The organism is Streptomyces sp. NPDC020681 (assembly GCF_044334895.1).
Classification (GTDB): domain Bacteria; phylum Actinomycetota; class Actinomycetes; order Streptomycetales; family Streptomycetaceae; genus Streptomyces.
In genome coordinates this window covers 1-17,021 of record NZ_JBIRTX010000019.1, presented here as the reverse complement: position 1 = coordinate 17,021, position 17,021 = coordinate 1, and the positions used below count along the sequence as shown (strand labels likewise).

General features: G+C 69.5%; 17 protein-coding genes. 9 read left to right on the top strand and 8 right to left on the bottom strand.

Features of this window, described 5'->3' with window-relative positions; translation table 11 throughout:
- Positions 1-41 precede the first annotated feature (41 nt).
- Positions 42-1,634 (bottom strand): streptophobe family protein, encoded by a 1,593-nt coding sequence (locus ACH4YL_RS32445; RefSeq protein ID WP_398511071.1) that lies wholly within the window; start codon positions 1,632-1,634, stop codon positions 42-44.
- A 246-nt stretch (positions 1,635-1,880) separates the two neighbouring features.
- Between ACH4YL_RS32445 and ACH4YL_RS32440 the strand changes: the two genes are divergently transcribed.
- Positions 1,881-4,406: an FHA domain-containing protein gene (locus ACH4YL_RS32440; RefSeq protein WP_398511070.1), complete on the top strand. Its 2,526-nt coding sequence runs from the start codon at positions 1,881-1,883 to the stop codon at positions 4,404-4,406.
- Between the two features lie 81 nt (positions 4,407-4,487).
- Here the strand turns inward: ACH4YL_RS32440 and ACH4YL_RS32435 are convergent, their stop codons facing one another.
- The 3 genes from ACH4YL_RS32435 to ACH4YL_RS32425 form a co-directional block, all read right to left on the bottom strand.
- A complete protein-coding gene (locus tag ACH4YL_RS32435; protein ID WP_398511069.1) occupies positions 4,488-5,246 on the bottom strand; it encodes a transglycosylase SLT domain-containing protein in 759 nt (252 codons plus the stop codon).
- Positions 5,247-5,524: 278 nt separating this feature from the next.
- The gene (locus ACH4YL_RS32430) at positions 5,525-6,607 is read right to left on the bottom strand and encodes an S-adenosylmethionine:tRNA ribosyltransferase-isomerase (RefSeq protein WP_398511068.1); all 1,083 of its coding nucleotides are present in this window, start codon (positions 6,605-6,607) and stop codon (positions 5,525-5,527) included.
- Positions 6,604-7,299 carry an SDR family NAD(P)-dependent oxidoreductase gene (locus ACH4YL_RS32425; RefSeq protein ID WP_398511067.1) on the bottom strand — a complete coding sequence of 232 codons (696 nt, stop codon included), beginning with the start codon at positions 7,297-7,299 and terminating at the stop codon, positions 6,604-6,606. The genes ACH4YL_RS32430 and ACH4YL_RS32425 overlap by 4 nt, the downstream gene beginning before the upstream one ends.
- Before the next feature lie 183 nt (positions 7,300-7,482).
- On the opposite strand from ACH4YL_RS32425, the gene ACH4YL_RS32420 reads away from it, so the two are divergent.
- The 3 genes from ACH4YL_RS32420 to ACH4YL_RS32410 all read left to right on the top strand — a co-directional run bounded on the left by ACH4YL_RS32420 (position 7,483) and on the right by ACH4YL_RS32410 (position 9,658).
- Entirely contained in the window at positions 7,483-8,628 is a 1,146-nt protein-coding gene (locus ACH4YL_RS32420) for a GAF domain-containing sensor histidine kinase (RefSeq protein ID WP_398511066.1), read from the top strand.
- Positions 8,621-9,262 carry a response regulator gene (locus ACH4YL_RS32415; RefSeq protein WP_398511065.1) on the top strand — a complete coding sequence of 214 codons (642 nt, stop codon included), beginning with the start codon at positions 8,621-8,623 and terminating at the stop codon, positions 9,260-9,262. The genes ACH4YL_RS32420 and ACH4YL_RS32415 overlap by 8 nt, the downstream gene beginning before the upstream one ends.
- Before the next feature lie 150 nt (positions 9,263-9,412).
- Positions 9,413-9,658: a chaplin gene (locus tag ACH4YL_RS32410; RefSeq protein ID WP_398511064.1), complete on the top strand. Its 246-nt coding sequence runs from the start codon at positions 9,413-9,415 to the stop codon at positions 9,656-9,658.
- Positions 9,659-9,757: 99 nt separating this feature from the next.
- Here ACH4YL_RS32410 and ACH4YL_RS32405 read toward each other — a convergent pair whose 3' ends face one another.
- Positions 9,758-10,546, bottom strand: a complete 789-nt coding sequence (locus tag ACH4YL_RS32405) for a hypothetical protein (RefSeq protein ID WP_398511063.1) — start codon at positions 10,544-10,546, stop codon at positions 9,758-9,760.
- 134 nt (positions 10,547-10,680) lie between these two features.
- Here ACH4YL_RS32405 and ACH4YL_RS32400 point away from each other — a divergent pair, with 134 nt between their 5' ends.
- From ACH4YL_RS32400 to ACH4YL_RS32385, 4 genes are all read left to right on the top strand, one after another.
- Positions 10,681-11,472, top strand: coding sequence for an ABC transporter ATP-binding protein (locus tag ACH4YL_RS32400; RefSeq protein ID WP_398511062.1), 792 nt, complete (start codon positions 10,681-10,683; stop codon positions 11,470-11,472).
- 113 nt (positions 11,473-11,585) lie between these two features.
- Positions 11,586-12,014 (top strand): NfeD family protein, encoded by a 429-nt coding sequence (locus ACH4YL_RS32395; protein ID WP_398511061.1) that lies wholly within the window; start codon positions 11,586-11,588, stop codon positions 12,012-12,014.
- Positions 12,015-12,105: 91 nt separating this feature from the next.
- The gene (locus ACH4YL_RS32390) at positions 12,106-13,038 is read left to right on the top strand and encodes an SPFH domain-containing protein (RefSeq protein WP_398511060.1); all 933 of its coding nucleotides are present in this window, start codon (positions 12,106-12,108) and stop codon (positions 13,036-13,038) included.
- Positions 13,039-13,097: 59 nt separating this feature from the next.
- Positions 13,098-13,865 (top strand): sulfite exporter TauE/SafE family protein, encoded by a 768-nt coding sequence (locus ACH4YL_RS32385; RefSeq protein WP_398511180.1) that lies wholly within the window; start codon positions 13,098-13,100, stop codon positions 13,863-13,865.
- A gap of 88 nt (positions 13,866-13,953) precedes the next feature.
- Here the strand turns inward: ACH4YL_RS32385 and ACH4YL_RS32380 are convergent, their stop codons facing one another.
- From ACH4YL_RS32380 to ACH4YL_RS32370, 3 genes are all read right to left on the bottom strand, one after another.
- Positions 13,954-14,463 carry an HNH endonuclease gene (locus tag ACH4YL_RS32380; protein WP_398511059.1) on the bottom strand — a complete coding sequence of 170 codons (510 nt, stop codon included), beginning with the start codon at positions 14,461-14,463 and terminating at the stop codon, positions 13,954-13,956.
- A gap of 177 nt (positions 14,464-14,640) precedes the next feature.
- Positions 14,641-15,177 (bottom strand): YbhB/YbcL family Raf kinase inhibitor-like protein, encoded by a 537-nt coding sequence (locus ACH4YL_RS32375; protein WP_398511058.1) that lies wholly within the window; start codon positions 15,175-15,177, stop codon positions 14,641-14,643.
- Positions 15,178-15,236: 59 nt separating this feature from the next.
- The gene (locus ACH4YL_RS32370) at positions 15,237-16,019 is read right to left on the bottom strand and encodes a sporulation protein (protein WP_398511057.1); all 783 of its coding nucleotides are present in this window, start codon (positions 16,017-16,019) and stop codon (positions 15,237-15,239) included.
- 83 nt (positions 16,020-16,102) lie between these two features.
- Here ACH4YL_RS32370 and ACH4YL_RS32365 point away from each other — a divergent pair, with 83 nt between their 5' ends.
- Positions 16,103-16,744 carry a DNA-3-methyladenine glycosylase gene (locus tag ACH4YL_RS32365; RefSeq protein WP_398511056.1) on the top strand — a complete coding sequence of 214 codons (642 nt, stop codon included), beginning with the start codon at positions 16,103-16,105 and terminating at the stop codon, positions 16,742-16,744.
- Positions 16,745-17,021: the final 277 nt, after the last annotated feature.

Genomic DNA, 17,021 nt, shown 5'->3' with positions numbered 1-17,021 from the left:
CCGGGCCGCCCGCACCCGGGCCGCCCGGCCTGGCCAGGCCGCTAGCGGCCCGTCCGTGGCCTGCCCGGCGGCCGCGGTGGCGGTGGGCCGTCTTCCGGTTCCGGCGGGGGCTTGGGGCGCGGCGGCTGGGTGGGCATCGGGCCCGCCATCGTCGGGGCGCCGTGGAGGCCGGGCGGCGGGCGCAGATACGGGTTGGTGTCGGCGTTCGCCGGCCGGTACGGCTCCGCCGGGTGGTACGGGCCGGGCCCTTCCACCGGAGCCACCGGCTCCGGGCGGCGGCCCCGAGTCGCGTACACCAGCAGCGCGCCGAGACCACCGGCCACCGCTCCCCACCCGGCGCCCAGCAGCAGTGCCATGCCCAGTTGGCCGTGCAGCTCGATGCCCGCGCCGAAGGCGTCGAAGCCGAGCACCGACAGCGACGCATCGGCCGACACATCCGTCAGCCACACCAGCAGCGGCAGCGTCAGCGCCGTCACCGCGCCGAGACGGACCGCGCACCGGCCCGCGAAACCCGCCGCTCCCAGGCCGCCGACCGGTGTACGGGAGGCCGCCAGCACACCGGCGTAGAGCATCATCACCGCCGTGGCAACGGCCAGCAGCCAGACCCGTTGGTCCAGCTCGGCCAGCCCGCCCACCGTCACCGGCTCGTCCGCCGAGACCGCCAGCAGCTCGTCGAGCGGATCCGGCAGCAGCTTCGCCAGCTCGCCCGTCGCCTCTCCGTCCCACGGCACAAAGAGACCGAGCGGGATCCCGAGCCATACGCCGTTGGGGGCGCCCAGCAGCGCCGCTCCGGCGATCCTCTTCGGATGGTCGTCGCCGATCGCCGCATACGCCGCTGCCGCGTACCCGGCGAGCACCGCGACCAGCAGGACCGCCACCATCGCGGAGGCCGCGGGCCGCACGGCCTTCGCCACCGCCTGCCACACGGCCGCGCGCGGCAGCGGCGAACGCCGCGAGGCGAGCAGCGAGATCACCAGCACGCCCAGCACCCAGAACAGCGCGCCCGCCAGCGAGTCCGCGGTGTTCACGCTGAAGCCGACCGCCGCCTCCGCGTCCGCCAGATCGCCCAGCCGGTCCGGCAGCAGCCCGCCGATGTCACCGATGTCGCCGAGTCCGGGAATCTCGACGCCGTCCGCGCCGCCGCCGAGTCCCGGCACCTGGCCGGCATCGAGCCCCAGCTGCTTCCCGTCGATGGTGATGACGTCATGGCCCGCCCACGCAAGACCGCCGACGGTCGCCACGAACAGCACCACCACGCCGCCCGCCCGCGCGGCGAGTTCGGTCACCGAGATGTACGGCCCCGACCGCCGCAGCGAACGTAGAAAGAAGTACGCCAGGAGCAGTGCGCCGACCAGTCCCACTCCGAGTGGCGTGATCTCGACGGCGGTCGTCGCCTGTGCACCCTCCAGGCCGAACGCCGACACGTCGCCGCTCGGTTTTACCGACCCGTTCACCGCGAGTACCACCACGGCCGCGGTCATCGGCGCGAGATCGCCCGCCGAATCCGCGCCCAGCAGATGCAGTCCGAGTGCCGCGGCACCGGCCATGCCCACCAGTGACCAGCTCACCGCGGCGATCGACGCCAGCACCACATCGACCCAGGGCACCTTGTCGCCGCTGCCGCTCGCATCCATCCGGACCCCCCGATCCCTGCTGGGTTTGCCCCAGTTGTCCCCAGTCGCGCATGATCCGTACGGACTGATGGGTGCTTACTACTCTCCGGGCGTGTTTCTCCTCCGTCAACGGGCAGCCGGAACGCGGTCTTCACAAGGCCCGACTTTCGGATACGGGACCGCGCCTGAAATAGTTCCCCACGATGTTCGCCATCCCTAGACTCCCTGTGATGGGAGCAACCCGGGGGACAACTAGTGGGGCATGGAGTGCCGGAACTCGTACTGGAATTGAGCGGAAGGACCTGGACCCTCGATCCGTCCAGGTCATACACCCTGGGGCGTGATCCGCAGGGCGACCTGGTGATCGACGACGCCAGGGTCTCGTGGCGCCATGCCAGCATCAGCTGGGGCGGGCGCAGTTGGGTGATCGAAGACCACGGCAGCACCAACGGCACTTACGTACAGGGCCAGCGAATCCATCAGATGGAGATCGGCCCCGGCTCGGCCGTGCACTTGGGCAACGCCACCGACGGACCGCGGCTGAATCTCACCGGTGCCGCGGCCGGGGCGTACAGCGCCCAGGGCGCGGCCCCGCAGCAGCAGGCGGCCAAGCAGCAGGCCCCGGCCCACCAGGCCCCGGCCCAGCAACCGCAGCAACAGGGCTGGCAGCAGCCACCCGCACAGGCTCAGGGACAGCAGGGCTGGCAGCAGCCGCAGGCACATGTGCCGCAGCAGCAGGGACCCGGCTCCGGCGGACTCGCGGGGGCTCCGCCGGTGTACGGGGACCGCAGCCCGACCACCTTCCACCAGCTCGCGCTCGGCCGGGTCATGGGCATCGGCCGTGCGCTCGAGAACGACCTGGTCGTCTCCGACCTCCAGGTCTCGCGCCACCACGCCGAGTTCACGGCCACACCCGACGGCCGTTTCCAGATCCGTGACCTCGGATCCCACAACGGCACCTACGTCAACGGCCAGCCGATCGCCAAGTCCGGCACCGTGCTGCTCGGTCCGAACGACATCGTCGGCGTCGGTCACTCGACCTTCCGTCTCGTCGGCGACCGGCTCGAGGAGTTCGTCGACACCGGCGAGGTCTCCTTCTCCGCCCGCCATCTGACGGTGACGGTCGACGGCGGCAAGCAGATCCTGCGCGACGTCTCCTTCGGCGTCCCGGAGAAGTCGCTGATCGGCGTCATCGGCCCCTCGGGCTCCGGCAAGTCCACCCTGCTCAAGGCGCTCACCGGCTACCGGCCCGCCAACCAGGGCGACGTCCTCTACGACAACCGCAGCCTCTACAAGCAGTTCGCCGAACTGCGTCAGCGCATCGGTCTGGTCCCGCAGGACGACATCCTGCACAAGGAGCTCACCGTCCGGAGGGCGCTCAAGTACGCGGCCAAGCTCCGCTTCCCCGGCGACACCGCGGACGCCGAGCGCGAGGCCCGTATCGACGAGGTGCTGCGCGAGCTCAAGCTCGACATCCACAAGGAAAAGAAGATCACCTCGCTCTCCGGCGGTCAGCGCAAGCGCGTCTCCGTCGCGCTGGAGCTGCTGACCAAGCCGTCGCTGATCTTCCTGGACGAGCCGACCTCGGGTCTCGACCCGGGCATGGACCGCGATGTCATGCAGCTGCTGCGCGGCCTCGCGGACGACGGCCGGACCGTCCTGGTGGTCACGCACTCCGTGGCCGAGCTGGCGCTCTGCGACAAGCTCCTCGTCATGGCGCCCGGCGGCTCGGTGGCGTACTTCGGCCCGCCGGAGGAAGCGCTCAACTTCTTCGGCTACAGCACCTGGGCCGATGTCTTCTCGGCATTCGAGAACTACCGCGACTACGACTGGGCGGGCCGCTGGAAGGGCTCGCAGCACTACCAGATGTACGCCGCGGACATCGACGCCGTCGCCGCGCAGTCGGTGAGCATGCCACCGCCGCAGCAGATGCGCCCGCCGAAGCCGCAGAGCTGGGGCTCCCAGCTGTGGACGCTGATCCGCCGGTACTCCTCGGTCATCGCGTCCGACAAGGGCTTCATGGGCCTGATGGTGATCCTGCCCGCGGTGCTCGGCCTGGTCAGCGTGGTCATCCCGGCGAAGTTCGGCCTCGCGCCGCCCACCCCGCCGAACAAGTTCAACGGCGACGCCGGCACGATCATGCTGATCCTCGCGGTCGGCATGTGCTTCTCGGGCGCGGCCAACTCCGTACGAGAACTGATCAAGGAACGGGTCATCTACGAACGGGAACGGGCCACCGGCCTGGCCCGCTCGGCGTATCTGATGTCCAAGGTGATCGTCCTCGGCGTGATCACGGCCATCCAGGGCGTCATCATCTGCGGCATCGGCTTCGCGACCCGCGAGCTGCCCGCGGAGGGCCTGATCATGCCGCCGGCCGTCGAGATCTGCCTCGTGGTGATCGCGCTCGGCTTCACGTCCATGATGTTCGGCCTGGTGATCTCCTCGCTGGTGAAGACCGCCGAGAAGACCATGCCGCTGCTGGTTATGTTCGCCATCGTCCAGGTCGTCTTCACGGGCATCCTCTTCCAGGTCTACGGTTCGCCCGGCCTGGAGCAGTTCGCCTGGCTGATGCCGTCCCGCTGGGCCATCGCCGGTGCTGCCGCGACGCTCGACCTGTCGCACCTGATGCCGCCGTGGGACCCGAACAAGCCGGACGACCTGGACCCGCTCTGGGAGCACACGGCAGGCCAGTGGGGCATGAACATCACGATCCTGCTGGTGATCGGCGTGCTCTGCGGCATCGCGGTGGCCCGGCTGCTGCGCCGCCACGAGCCCGAGGTCATGCGCAAGTAGGAGCGTTCAGGACACGCCGAAGGGCGGCACCCCGTGCGGGGTGCCGCCCTTCGGCTACTGCCGAGCCTCCGTCAGGTGGGCTCAGTAGGCGCTGTCGACGTTGTCGATCGAGCCGTAGCGGTCGGCGGCGTAGTTGGCCGCGGCGACGATGTTGGCGACCGGGTCGTACTGGCTGTTCTTGGTGCCGGCGACGTGGTAAGCGTCGAAGGTCGGCTTGATGACCTGCAGCAGGCCGATGGACGGGACGCCGTTGATGGCGTTGATGTCCCAGTCGTTGATGGCGTTCGGGTCGCCACCGGACTCACGGATGATGTTGCGGTGCAGGCCGTCGTACGTGCCCGGGATGCCGTGCTTCTTCATGATGGACAGCCCTTCCTTGATCCAGCCGTCCAGGTTGTTGGCGAAGATCGGCGTGCGGGCTGCGGCACGGCTGGCGGCCTGGTCGCCGGAGCGCTTCTTGGCAGCGGCCTTGGCGGCCGCCGTCTTCTTCGCGGCGGCGTTGGCCTTGGCCGCGACGTGCGCCTTGTGCTTGGCGTGGGCGTTGGACTTGGCGACGACGTGCGCCTTGTGCTTGGCGTGGGCGTTGGACGTCGCCACGACGTGCGCCATGTGCCTGGCGTGCGCGTTGGACTTGGCAACGACGTGAGCCTTGTGCAGGGCGTGCGCCTTGGCGGCGTCGGCGGCCGAAACCTGCTCGGCGGCGTTCGACGCAGCCAGGTTCTCGGCCTCGGCGGAGTTGCCCGGCACGAGAGAGAAGGTGAGGGCTGCGACGGCGGCGGCGGCGATACCGGCGATCGAGACCTTGTGGGTCTTGGTCAGGCGGGTGCTGGACGCGGACATACAGTCATACCTCGTTCGAATAGCGGGAGTCGCTCAGGCCGGGTGGCGCTGCGCCTGCTCGGCGGGCGACGGCTGCAATTCTTAGCGCCAGCAAAATGCCCTGGCAAAGGTGTGACGTACGATCCGCGATAGTGGATCAGGGTGTCCGAATGACCCCGTTTCTCCAGCTCAGTCCCCGCTCATCCGCCCTTTTTGTCTCCACTAGGGAGCCTCGTAAGTGATCTGCGTCCTATGCGCGGCCTCACATCGGGCGAGTAGCGGTCTCACCATGCGTTGCGTCAGCAATTCAAAGAGTGAGGGATATTGCCCGGAAGTATGAGGTGGCTGTCGCCGAACTCGTGCCAGAGATAGAGCCGACGGAGCGCCTCCTTGTACGCAAGGCCGAGCGCCTCCCGTCCCGCGATGGCCTCCAGCATCAGAAGGTGTGAGGCCTCGGGCTCGTGCAGGCCGGTCAGCAGTCCGTCCACGGCCCGTACGCCGCGCTCGGGAGTGATGACCAGATCGGTCCAACCGGCGGCCGCCCGGACCACCCCGTCAAGCCCGGACGCCGACTCCAGGGCACGCACGGCCGTCGTCCCGACCGCCACAATCCGCCCGCCGCCCGCCCGCGCGGCATTCACCAGCCATGCCGTCGTCGCCGGGACCTCGAAGCGCTCCGGATACGGCGGCTCGTGCGCCTCCGCCGACGCCACACCGGTGTGCAGGGTCACCGGAGCGAACTGCACGCCCCGGCTCACCAGCTCCGCCACCAGGCCCGGAGTGAAGGGCCGGGCGGCACTCGGCATCTCCGCAGACCCGCTGCCGTCCGCGGACGGCAGCGCGAAAACCGTCTGATAGGCGGACAGCGGCTGGTCCTGCGCCGTGTACCGGTAGCGGATCGGCCGCCCGTAGCGGCGCAGCAGCCCCGGCACCGCAGTGGACACCGACGCCCACCACAGCCGGTCCCCGCCCGCCGCCAGCGGCTCCTCCAGTACGAGCCGCTCGCCTCCAGGAAGCCGTACGGCCGCTCCCGCGGGGCCGCCTGCGCGCCGCACAGTGCTGCCGTGGCCGTCCGGGCAGCGCAGCTCCACGGCCCACCGGCCGTCGTCGCCGCGGGTCGAGAAGTGCACGACGACCGCTTCGCCGCCGACCCTCCCGTTGACGGCGGCGGGCAGCGTGGGGGAGGTGTTGACGACCAGGACGTCACCGGCACGCAGCTGCCCGGGAAGGTCGCGGAAGGCGTGATGGGAGACCCGGGTGCCGCGTGAGACAAGGAGCCGCACGTCGTCCCGGCCCGAACCGCGCACTTCGGCCGGCACCCGGGCTGACAGTTCCTCGGGCACCCACAGCGCCTCCAGTGAGCCTCCTGACCCGGACCTCACAGCTCGGCCCCCAACGCCGGAGCCGCATACCGCCCGCTGACCGGCCGCTCGTCCAGCAGCCGCAGGAAACCGGGCACCACGGACTGCGGCGACGGGCGCGGATCGTCGTCGTCCGGTACGGCCGCCGCGTACAGATCCGTCTGCATGTCGCCCGGATCCACCGCCCACACGCGCAGCCGAGGCTCCTCGACCCCGAGAACCGCGACCAGGTGGTCAAGGGCCGCCTTGGAGGCCCCGTAGCCGCCCCAGGTCTCGTACGCCTCCGCGGCCGCGTCCGAGCTGACCGCGATCACCGTGCCCGCGTCCGCCGCCCGCAGCAGCGGCAGTGCCTCCTGTACGAGCCCCAGCGCCGCGACCACATTGGTCTCCAGCGCCGCCCGCAGCCCCTCCAGCGGCAGCGCGTCCAGCCGCAACAGCGGCTCGGCGCCCAGCGCGCTCGCATTGCTCACCAGCAGATCGAGGCCGCCGAGCCGGTGGGCCGCGGCCAGCAGCTCCGCCCGGTGCCCGGCATCGGTGACGTCCCCGGCCACCGCCACCACCCGCGTCCCGTGCGCCTCCACCTTGTGTGCGCTCTCCCGCAGTACGTCCGCGGTCCTGGCACCCAGCACCAGATCCCAGCCCCGCTCGGCGAGCGCCGTCGCGAGAGCGTGCCCAAGACCCTTCGAAGCCCCTGTGATCACCGCAACCGGCATGACGTCCATCCCCTTGTCCGAGTCTTGTCCGCGTCGATGACCCCAACGTAGAAACGCCACCGCCCTCGCCGCCTCGTGCCCGGGACCCCATCCGGCAAGGCACTTCGACCTAGGTCCTTGGCCCTGAGCGGCTGCGTCCCCGGCCCGATACGGACTGTCACACCCCGCAGGTACGGTGAGGTCATGAGCCACCGACCGAGCTCCGGCCTCGCCGCCGTGAGCACCGCGCTCCTCGCGATGAGCAGGCATCTCGAGGTGCGCGACGTGCTGAAGACGATCGTGGCCTCGGCGCGCGAGCTCCTGGACGCCGAGTACGCGGCGCTGGGCGTCCCGGACGACCACGGCGGCTTCGCGCAGTTCGTGGTCGACGGCGTCAGCGACGCCCAGTGGAAGGCGATCGGCCCGCTGCCACGGCAGCACGGCATCCTCGCCGCGATGCTGAGGGACGCCCGGACGGAGCGGCTGGCGGACGTACGTAAGGACCCGCGCTTCGAGGGCTGGCCGTCCGCCCACCCGGACATGTCCGACTTCCTGGGCCTGCCGATCAGAGACGGCGACGAGGTCATCGGCGCGCTCTTCCTCGCGAACAAGAGGTGTCCGAAGCCCGACGGGAGCTGTGGCTTCACCGCCGAGGACGAGGAACTGCTCTCGATCCTCGCGCAGCACGCCGCGATAGCCCTCACCAACGCCCGGCTTTACGAGCGCAGCCGCGAGCTCACGATCGCCGAGGAGCGCTCCCGCCTCGCGCACGAACTGCACGACGCGGTGAGCCAGAAGCTCTTCTCGCTCCGGCTCACCGCGCAGGCCGCCGCCGCTCTCGTGGACCGCGACCCGTCCCGCGCCAAGGGCGAGCTGCAGCAGGTCGCCGTGCTTGCCGCCGAGGCGGCCGACGAACTGCGCGCCGCCGTCGTCGAGTTGCGTCCTGCGGCTCTCGACGAGGACGGCCTGGTCAACACGCTCCGTACGCACGTCCAGGTCCTCGACCGCGCGCACAGCGCCAAGGTCACCTTCGACACCTGCGGCACCCGCGCCCTGCCCGCGGCCCAGGAGGAGGCTCTGCTCCGCGTCGCCCAGGAGGCCCTGCACAACGCGCTGCGGCACTCCGGCGCGGACCAGGTCGATGTGGTCCTGGCACGCCGCGGCCCGGGTGCCGTCCTCAGCGTCACCGACAACGGCAAGGGTTTCGAACCGCGCTCGGTCCGCCGGGCCGGCCGCCATCTGGGACTCGTCTCGATGCGCGACCGGGCCGGTGGCGTCGGCGGAAAGCTCACCGTGCAGTCCGCGCCGGGCAAAGGCACGACCATCGAGATGGAGGTCCCCGGTGGCTGACAAGATTCGGGTCCTGCTGGTCGACGACCACCAGGTGGTCCGGCGAGGACTGCGTACCTTCCTGGAGATCCAGGACGACATCGAGGTGGTCGGCGAGGCCGCGGACGGAACCGAAGGCATCGCCCGCGCCGAGGAGTTGCGGCCCGACGTCGTGCTGATGGACGTCAAGATGCCCGGCATGGACGGCATCGAGGCGCTCCGCAAGCTCCGCGAACTCGACAACCCGGCCAAGGTGTTGATCGTCACCAGCTTCACCGAACAGCGCACCGTGGTCCCGGCGCTGCGCGCCGGAGCGTCCGGGTACGTCTACAAGGACGTCGACCCGGAGGCGCTGGCCGGCGCCATCCGTTCCGTGCACGCGGGCCATGTGCTGCTCCAGCCGGAGGTCGCCGGGGCGCTGCTGTCCCAGGACGACCCGAGCAGCGGCACGGGTCGCGGCGGCACGCTCACCGAGCGGGAGCGCGAGGTCCTCGGTCTGATCGCCGACGGCCGGTCCAACCGCGAGATCGCCCGGGCGCTCGTGCTGTCCGAGAAGACGGTCAAGACACACGTCTCGAACATCCTGATGAAGCTGGACCTGGCGGACCGCACCCAGGCGGCACTGTGGGCCGTACGGCACGGTCTTGCGGGCTGACGGCCGGGTCAACCGGACCGTCTCCCTCCGATCTGAGATTCATACTGTCGGGTGGATGTCACCCGTCCGGCGCATCCTGATCGACTCGGCGCCGTTCTCCATGGCGTGCTGCGGCGGACTGCCGCAGCGATTGCCCAGGAGGATTTCGAAGTGAAGAACCTGAAGAAGGCCGCTGTTCTCACCATGGTCGCCGGCAGCCTGGTCGCCGCCGGTGCCGGTGTCGCGTCCGCCACCAACGGTGCGCACGCCGAAGGCGCGGCGGTCGGCTCCCCGGGTGTTGCCTCCGGCAACCTGATCCAGGCCCCGGTCCACGTCCCGGTGAACGTCGTGGGCAACAGCGTCAATGTGATCGGCCTGCTGAACCCCGCGTTCGGCAACCTCGGCATCAACGGCTGACGTTCCGCGGAGCCGGTGAACGGCCCCCGGGGCCCGGGCAATCACCTGGGCCCCGGGGGCCGACCCTTCCTGACGCGCCCCGCTGGGCTGGGCTTCGCGTCAGCGCGCCCCGCGCTCCCGCTCCTCCACATACGCGTTGTACGCGGCCACCTGCGCCCGTCTCGCCACCCGTTCCACCGGCCGCAGCAACTCACCGCGCGCCGCCATCTCGGACGCGCTCACCGCACCGCCGTGCCCGTTCTCGTACGCCACCGAGACCAGCAGCGCGACCCGCTGAGCCAGCTCCAACACCCGTACCGCACGCGGCGGATACCCGGGAGCCAGCGCCTCGCGGCCGCGCTCCGCACGAGCCCGGTAGGCGTCGATCGCCGCCTCCGCCACCGGACCCGACGCCGCCACATCGAGCTGCGACAGCGCGTCCGTCGCCTCCCGCAGCGCCTCCGCCAGCTCCCGCTCCGCCTCCCCGAGCGACGGCACGTCCGCCGGCGGGGCCTCGCGCACCGGCAGACAGTGCCAGGCCACCTCCACATGAACGTCTCCGGCGGGCCCGGCTTCGTAGACCTCGGGCACAAGGCCGTAGGCCGCGCCCGTGGCGACGACGGCCTCCTCCGAGTCGAGCGCCCGCGCGTTGAACTCCGGCGGGCCGCTGAGCCCCAGTGGATGCCCGGGCGCGGGGAGCGCGACCCGGTACCCGGTCACCCCGAGCGTTCGCAGCCGCCCCAGCGCGAGCGTGAGCCCGACCGGGGCCGCTTCGCCGGGGAGCCCCTCCACCCGGTGCACCGCGTCGTCCGCGACGATCGCGAGCGCCGCGTCGTCCGGCGATACAAGTCCGGCCAACAGGGCATTTCCCCATGCGGCCAGTCGTCCTGAGCGTGGTTCGGAAAGCATGGACCCAGCCTAGGGACCGGGCCGGGGGGCGGGTCCACCCGGCCGGTGGCGTAGGTTTTCCCTGGAAGCTGTGCCCACAGGTGCATAAAGCACCCAAATGCCTCAAGACGATTGCATGGGGAGACAACGCGCTCATGAGCGATGTACTGGAGCTGGTGGACGTATCCGTGGTCCGCGACGGACGCGCTCTGGTGGACGATGTCTCCTGGTCGGTCAAGGAGGGCGAGCGCTGGGTCATCCTCGGCCCCAACGGCGCGGGCAAGACCACCCTCCTCAACATCGCGTCCAGCTACCTCTTCCCGACCACCGGCACGGCGAGAATCCTGGACGAGCGCCTCGGCGCCGTGGACGTCTTCGAGCTCCGCCCCCGCATCGGCATGGCCGGCATCGCCATGGCCGAGAAGCTGCCCAAGCGCCAGACCGTGCTGCAGACCGTCCTCACCGCCGCGTACGGAATGACCGCCACCTGGCACGAGGACTACGACGCCGTCGACGAGGAGCGGGCCCGCGCCTTCCTCGACCGGCTCGGCATGACGGACTACCTGGAGCGCAAGTTCGGCACGCTCTCCGAGGGCGAGCGCAAGCGCACCATGATCGCCCGCGCCATGATGACCGACCCCGAGCTGCTGCTCCTCGACGAGCCGGCCGCGGGCCTCGACCTCGGCGGCCGCGAGGACCTGGTCCGCCGTCTCGGCCGGCTGGCCCGCGACCCATACGCACCGTCCATGGTCATGGTCACGCACCATGTCGAGGAGATCGCGCCGGGCTTCACCCATGTCCTGATGATCCGTCAGGGCAAGGTGCTGGCCGCCGGACCCATGGAGACCGAGCTCACCTCCCGCAATCTCTCGCTCTGTTTCGGCCTCCCGCTGCTCGTCGAGCGCAACGGCGAACGCTGGACCGCCCAGGGCCTCCCGCTCGGCTGACACTCCACTCACTGCCCGGTACGGCCAACAGGCCCCGCGGGCACGGCTGTCCGGATCCCAACGGCGCCGTCGCCCCCTGTCCCCACGACGACCGGCGGACCTACCATGACCATGTGGAAATCGACGCGTGGGTGTGGTGGCTGATCGGTGCTGTCGGACTGGGCATTCCGCTCGTCCTGACCGCCATGCCCGAATTCGGAATGCTGTCCGCCGGAGCGGTCGCCGCGGCCGTCGTTGCGGCACTGGGCGGCGGCACAGTCGCCCAGGTACTCGTCTTCGCCGTGGTCTCCGTCGCCCTCATCGCCGTCGTACGGCCGATCGCGACCCGTCACAGAGCCCAACGCCCGCAGTTCGCCAGCGGAGTCGACGCGCTCAAGGGCCGCCAGGCGGTCGTGCTGGAAAGGGTCGACGGCAGCGGCGGCCGTATCAAGCTCGCCGGTGAGGTCTGGTCCGCGCGCGCACTCGACGCCACGATGACCTTCGAGGCCGGACAGCAGGTCGACGTCGTCGAGATCGATGGAGCCACCGCCGTAGTCATGTAAGACAACCAGCCCGAACGCCCCCCAGACCAGGCCATGTTCTGGGAAACTCGATCATCACACTCATCCGGCAGCGAAGGGCACAGGGAACGCGATGCAACCGATCATCATCGTCCTGATCATTCTGGTGGTGCTGGTCTTCATCGCACTGATCAAGACGATCCAGGTCATCCCGCAGGCCAGCGCCGCCATCGTCGAACGGTTCGGTCGATACACCCGCACCCTGAACGCGGGCCTGAACATCGTGGTCCCGTTCATCGACTCCATCCGCAACCGCATCGACCTGCGGGAACAGGTCGTTCCGTTCCCGCCGCAGCCGGTGATCACGCAGGACAACCTCGTGGTCAACATCGACACCGTCATCTATTACCAGGTGACCGACGCCCGGGCCGCCACGTACGAGGTCGCCAGCTATATCCAGGCGATCGAGCAACTCACCGTCACCACCCTGCGGAACATCATCGGCGGCATGGACCTGGAGCGGACCCTGACCTCCCGCGAGGAGATCAACGCGGCCCTGCGCGGCGTCCTCGACGAAGCCACCGGCAAGTGGGGCATCCGCGTCAACCGCGTCGAGCTCAAGGCGATCGAGCCGCCGACCTCCATCCAGGACTCGATGGAGAAGCAGATGCGCGCCGACCGGGACAAGCGCGCCGCGATCCTCACCGCCGAGGGCATCAGGCAGTCACAGATCCTCACCGCCGAAGGTGAGAAGCAGTCCGCGATCCTGCGCGCCGAAGGTGAGGCCAAGGCCGCGGCCCTGCGTGCCGAGGGCGAGGCCCAGGCCGTGCGTACGGTCTTCGAAGCCATCCACGCCGGCGACCCGGACCAGAAGCTGCTCTCCTACCAGTACCTCCAGATGCTCCCGAAGATCGCCGAGGGCGACGCCAACAAGCTCTGGATCGTGCCCAGCGAGATCGGCGACGCGCTCAAGGGCCTGTCCGGAGCCTTCGGCAACCTCGGCTCCGGCGGCGGACCCGGGTTCAACACCGGCAAGGAGCGGCGCGAGGAGCCCCCGGTCGACTGACGCGCCTCGGTGATCAGGCATGATCGGTGCAGCAGGCACCGATCATCGAGGGGCACAGCGTGACCATCTGGGAGATGCTCGCCGTCTTCGCCGCGGGCATCAGCGCCGGCACGATCAACACCATCGTCGGCTCCGGAACGCTGATCACCTTCCCGGTGCTCCTCGCCACCGGCCTCCCGCCGGTCACGGCGACCGTCTCCAACGCCCTCGGCCTGATCCCCGGCTCGATCAGCGGAGCCATCGGCTACCGCGCCGAGCTCAAGGGCCAGCGCGACCGCGTTCTGCGCCTGAGCGTCGCGGCCGCGATCGGCGGCATCTGCGGAGCCGTACTGCTGACGACGCTGCCTGCGACGGCCTTCGAGACCATCGTGCCGGTGCTCGTCGCGCTCGCCCTCGTCCTGGTGGTGCTGCAACCCCGCATCGCCCGCGCCGTCCAGCGCCGCCGCGACCGCAACGGCACCGACGCGCATCCGGACGGCGGCCCGCTGCTCTTCACCGGGCTGCTGCTCGCCAGCGTGTACGGCGGCTACTTCACCGCGGCACAGGGGATCATCTACCTCTCGCTGATGGGCATGCTGCTCGACGACACCCTGCAGCGCCTCAATGCCGTCAAGAACGTCCTCGCCGCCGTCGTCAACAGCATCGCCGCGCTCTTCTTCCTCTTCGTCGCCGACTTCGACTGGACGGTGGTCCTGCTGCTCGCGGTCGGTTCGGCGATCGGCGGCCAGTTCGGCGCGAAGATCGGCCGCCGCCTGCCGCCGGCGGCACTGCGCGGCGTGATCGTGGTGGTCGGCACTGTCGCGATCGTCCAACTGCTGCTCCGCTGAGACGCCAGGCGCGCGACGCCACCCGGCACAACGCAAAAGAAGAGCCCGCCCTCGTCGTCCGAGGGCGGGCTCACGACCCGATCAGGCGTTACGCCGCGGGCTGCGCCACCAGCCAGCCCGGCAGCTCCGACCGCTCACCGGCGCGCATTCCCAGCAGCATCGCGTCCGCCGGAGACGGCACGAACGGCTGGTGCAGCAGCGGCATGCCCGCCTGCTCCGGCGTACGGTCCGCCTTGCGGTGGTTGTCCTCGGCGCACGAGGCAACCGTGTTCAGCCAGCTGTCCTGACCACCGTGCGACCGCGGCACCACGTGGTCCACGGTCGTGGCGCGCCTGCCGCAGTACGCGCACCGGTGCTGGTCCCTGACCAGCACACCCCGCCTGGACCACGGCGCCTGTCTTCGGAACGGCACCCGGACATATCTGCAGAGCCTGATCACCCGCGGCACCGGAAGATCGACCGCGGCCGCACGCACACGAAGTCCGGGGTGGGCCTGCTCGACGACAGCCTTGTCCTGGAGCACCAGCACCACCGCACGGTTGAGTGTCACCGTCGACAGCGGCTCGAAGCTCGCATTCAGCACCAGCGTGTCCCGCATCTCGCCCACCTCCCGTTCGCCTGCCCAGCCCCTGTTGCGGGCCTTGGGCTCGGATCAACTCTGGCCGGGCGCGCCGAGATGGACAACGCAATAAAAGATGCCCTGCCCTGATCTCTCCAAGACCAGGGCAGGGCAAACAACAAACGAACGGTCAGTACGAACGGTCAGTACGAAGACTCAGTGCTTCGAGGGACCTTGGTACTCAGCGATCAACTGCGCGCGGGCAATCGTGTGGAACCGCAGATTGAAGCCCACGACAGCGGGTGACACATCCGCGTCCGGCCCGAGCTTCTCGCTGTCCACCGCGTACACGGTGAAGACGTAACGGTGGTTCTCACCCGCCGGCGGAGCGGCGCCGCCGAAATCCTTCGACCCGTAGTCGTTACGGACCTGAACGGCGCCGTCGGGCAGCCCCTCGAACTTCCCGGAGCCCGCGCCGGCCGGCAGCTCAGTCACCGACGCCGGAAGGTCGAAGAGCACCCAGTGCCAGAACCCGCTGCCCGTGGGCGCGTCCGGATCGAAGCACGTCACGGCGAAGCTCTTGGTCTCCGCCGGGAAGCCCTCCCAGCGCAGATGCGGCGAGGTGTTGCCCGCCGCGTAGACCTGAGCGTCCTTCAACACCGACCCGGGCGCGATGTCGTCGCTCACCACCGTGAACGACGGCACCGCCGGAAGAAAGTCATGCGGAAGAGGCGCCCTGTTGAGCTCGGTCACGTCTGAACCTCCGATTCGGCTGTTCTGCCTGCCTGCCGGAACCGAGCCTAGGCCCTGGCCTAGAGCCAGTTGCGACGCCCGCCGACATCCGCGAGCCACTGGTTGAGGAAGGCCGCCCAGTCGGTCGACTGGAAGTCGTGGTGGCCGACCTTGAAGGCCTTGTACGAGTCACTGCTCTCGCTGAACAGACCCGGCTTCTTGTCCATCTCCACGATGACGTCCATCTCGCGGTCGTCCGCGACGAACGTCAGCTCGACCTGGTTCAGCCCTCGGTACTGCTGCGGCGGGAAGAACTCGATCTCCTGGTAGAACGGCAGCCGCTGCCGCGTCCCACGGATGTGCCCGCGCTCCATGTCCGCGTTCTTGAAGCGGAAGCCCAGCTGGATGAAGGCATCCAGAATCGCCTGCTGCGACGGCAGCGGGTGCACATTGATCGGGTCCAGATCGCCCGAGTCCACGGCCCGCGCGATCTCCAGCTCCGTCGTCACACCGATGTTCATCCCGCGCAGCTGCTGACCGGCGATGCTCGTCACCGGCGTCTCCCACGGAATCTCCAGCCCGAACGGCACCACATGCACCGCACCGGCCCGCACCTCGAACGCGCCGCCGAGCCGCTGCTTGGTGAACTCGATGTCCTGCTTGACCTCCTGCTCACCGCCCTCGACCTCGACCCGCGCCTGAAGACCGACGGAGAGTCCCTCGATCCCCTGATCAACCGAGCCGCCCTGGATGCGTACCTCACCCTGGACGACACCGCCCGGCACGACGTTCTGCTCGGTGAGCACCGTCTCGACGGAGGCGCCCCCGGCGCCCAGGCTGGCGAGCATCTTCTTGAAGCCCATGACTCTCCTTCTACGTCCCTCTAGGTCCTGACCCCTACATACGCCCGACGACCGTAGTCGGTTCCCCGGTACCCTCGGACGCCATGATCGAGAGCCCCGACCGTACGCCGTTGCCCCGGGAGTTCTTCGACCGCCCTGTACTGGAGGTCGCCCCCGAGCTTCTTGGCTGCACCCTTGCACGCCTGACCGAAGACGGACCCATCGAGTTGCGCCTCACCGAAGTGGAGGCGTACGCGGGTGAACTCGACCCCGGCTCCCACGCTTTCCGCGGTCGCACCGCACGCAACGACGTGATGTTCGGTCCGCCCGGTCATGCGTACGTCTACTTCACCTACGGGATGTGGCACTGCCTGAACGTGGTGTGCGGCCCCGAGGGCACGGCGAGCGGCATCCTGCTGCGCGCCGGCGAGATCCGGGTAGGCAGCGAACTGGCTCGCAAACGTCGATTCTCGGCCCGTCATGACAAGGAACTGGCCAAAGGCCCGGCCCGCCTGGCCACAGCCCTCGACGTCGACCGCACCTTGAACGGCACCGACCTCTGCACCGGCCCACCGGCTCCCTTGTCCCTGCTCACCGGCACCCCGCCGCGGCTTGACCAGGTACGCAACGGCCCACGCACGGGCGTCGGCGGCGACGGCGCCCACCACCCATGGCGCTACTGGATCGACACGGACCCGACGGTGAGCCCATACCGGGCCCACGCGCCTCGCCGCAGGGCAACTTGACTCGTCCTCCCGGGACGCCTAACGTAGCCCGAGCCGCTTGAAACGGGCCCTGCTGTTCAGCAACCCGAAGCGGCCATCCACTACTCACGATCGACCCAAATCGGGTGCGATTTCGGCATGCCGAAATTCGCCCGTTGAACTCAATTATGAGTTGCTACGGGATTCGGCTAAAGTAGTGAACGCGCCGAAAGGCAAATGGCTTCTCCAACGGCCATTGGATTGAATTCCGAACCGGAAACGGTAGGGAAAACGGTCTGGTAAGGTTGGAAACGCAAGA